This window comes from Devosia sp. (assembly GCF_036676215.1).
Taxonomy (GTDB): domain Bacteria; phylum Pseudomonadota; class Alphaproteobacteria; order Rhizobiales; family Devosiaceae; genus Devosia.
This window is the reverse complement of sequence record NZ_JAKFDJ010000072.1, coordinates 1-2,367: the sequence shown is the minus strand read 5'-3', so window position 1 is coordinate 2,367 and position 2,367 is coordinate 1. Positions and strand designations below refer to the sequence as shown.

Genomic DNA, 2,367 nt, shown 5'->3' with positions numbered 1-2,367 from the left:
GGAGAGCTTGACTGCCACGCCCTCGCGCCGGTAGCTAGCCGGCATGATCGAACGCCGCTCCGCCAACCTGGCCAGCTATTACCGCCTGCCCTAAAGCAGGCGCGGTTCGATCCCTTGCGCCTACCTCACCAGGTCGGCGCCCATCTCACCCAAGAGAAAAGACGGTCTCCGGCCCTCCGCCGACCAGGAGCCTGTCAGATGTCCCTCGAAATGCTTGCAGACCGCGTGTTAGAGCGCCCTGCGTCTTCGTCAGAGTTATCGCCCATGTCCGCCGACCAGCCCTTCAAGTCCCAGTTCCTGCGCGTGATGCAGGAGCGTGGCTACATCCATCAGATCACCCATCCGGTGGAGCTGGATGAGGCCGCGGCCAAGGGGGCGATCACCGCCTACATCGGCTTCGACGCGACGGCGTCCAGCCTGCATGTCGGCCACCTGATCCAGATCATGATGCTGCGCCGCCTCCAGCAGGCCGGCCACAAGCCCATCGTGCTGATGGGCGGCGGCACCACCAAGGTGGGCGACCCGACCGACAAGGACGGCCAGCGCCCCCTGCTGACCCACGACCAGATCCAGGGCAACATCGCCACCATCAAGGGCACATTCGAGCGCTTCCTGACCTTCGGCGACGGCCCGACCGACGCGGTCATGGTCGACAATGACGAATGGCTGTCCAAGTTCGGCTATGTCGAGTTCCTGCGCGACTACGGCGTCCATTTCACGATCAACCGGATGCTGGCCTTCGACAGCGTCAAGGCGCGGCTGGATCGCGAACAGCCGATGACCTTCCTCGAGTTCAACTACATGCTGATGCAGTCGGTCGACTTCCTGGAGCTGGAACGCAAGCACGGCTGCCTGCTGCAGATGGGCGGCTCCGACCAGTGGGGCAACATCGTCAACGGGGTGGAGTTGATCCGCCGCGTGGACCAGAAGCCCTCCTTCGGCCTGACCACCCCCCTGCTCTCCACGGCCTCTGGCCAGAAGATGGGCAAGACCGTGGGCGGGGCCGTCTGGCTCAACGCCGACATGCGCAGCCCCTACGACTACTGGCAGTTCTGGCGCAACACCGAGGACGCCGACGTGGGCCGCTTCATGAAGCTGTTCACCGACCTGCCGGTGGCGGAGATCGCCCGCTACGAGGCCATGCAGGGCGCGGAGATCAATGAGGCCAAGAAGGTGCTGGCCAACGCGGCCACCACCCTGCTGCACGGCGCCGAAGCGGCCCAGGCCGCGGCCGAGGCCGCGCGCGTGGCCTTTGAGGTCGGCAGCGTGTCGGAGGACATGCCGACCCACGAGGTTCCCGCCGCCGAGTTGGAGGCCGGGATCGTACTCGCGGCCCTGGCCGCCGATGCCGGCCTCGCGTCCTCGCGCGGCGAGGCTCGGCGCCTGGCCCAGGGCGGCGGCCTGCGGGTCAATGACAAGGCCGAGACCGACGCCAACCGCGCCGTCACCTCGGCCGACCTGGTCGACGGCGTGGTCAAGCTGGCGGCCGGCAAGAAGAAGATCGTCCTGGTGAAGCCCGTCTAGGCCTGGAGAGACGCGATGTCCGAACTGACCGAAGGCGCCGAGGCGCCCGACTTCGAACTGGCTGGGGCAAACGGCCCGATCACGCTCGCCAGCTTCAAGGGCAAGCCGCTGGTGGTCTATTTCTACCCGAAGGACGACACCCCCGGCTGCACGAAGGAATCGCAGCAGTTCAGCGCCTTGGCGGCCGATTTCGCCAAGGCGGGCGCTTCGGTTCTGGGCGTTTCGAAGGACAGCCTGGCTCGTCACGCGAAATTTACAGCCAAATACGACCTCACCGTGCCCCTCGGTTCCGACCCGGAAGCAACCATGATTGAGCGCTACGGGTCCTGGGTTGAGAAGAGCCTCTATGGACGCCAGTACATGGGCATCGATCGCTCGACCTTCCTGATCGGGGCCGATGGCAAACTGGTCCGAATCTGGCGCAAGGTCCGAGTCGATGGCCATGCCGAGGCGGTCCTCGAAGCCGTGAAATCCCTTAGAGCTTAAGCGTATCGCGGTGCGGCCGACAGCCGCACCGTCGCGCTTGGGCCTACCTGGGAGACGCTCCGGCCGCCACCTACAATTGTTGTAGATATGTCGCGGCGGCCGGTGATCTGAGCCTTGACGGGCAAGGCGGCGCGAACGGCGCTAGCTTGGCTGTTCAGCCCTCGTTAACCAACACCGTTAATAGTCGTCAGACTCGGGGCCCTTGCCGTCGCGGCGCGAAGGGTCTTGCGCGTCTTCCAATTCTCACTGCATATCCGCGGGACCAAAAAGTTCCGTAGCCGACGCGGTGGAAATGACACGCTTTGCGCGCCTTCGCCGATCGCTTGATGAGCTATTTCCCGAAAGACATCTCTATGT

The 2,367-nt window shown here is 64.9% G+C and carries 2 protein-coding genes; both read left to right on the top strand.

Annotated elements, in window-relative coordinates; genetic code table 11:
• The first annotated feature begins 264 nt into the window (after positions 1-264).
• Entirely contained in the window at positions 265-1,524 is a 1,260-nt protein-coding gene (tyrS, locus tag V6M52_RS07525) for a tyrosine--tRNA ligase (protein WP_332700583.1), read from the top strand.
• A gap of 15 nt (positions 1,525-1,539) precedes the next feature.
• Complete coding sequence (locus tag V6M52_RS07520) at positions 1,540-2,010, top strand: peroxiredoxin (protein WP_332700582.1); 471 nt, start codon at positions 1,540-1,542, stop codon at positions 2,008-2,010.
• Positions 2,011-2,367: the final 357 nt, after the last annotated feature.

Coding starts and splice junctions, on each gene's coding strand:
- tyrS (WP_332700583.1), top strand. CDS start 265: ATGTCCGCCGACCAGCCCTTCAAGTCCCAGTTCCTGCGCGTGATGCAG.
- V6M52_RS07520 (WP_332700582.1), top strand. CDS start 1,540: ATGTCCGAACTGACCGAAGGCGCCGAGGCGCCCGACTTCGAACTGGCT.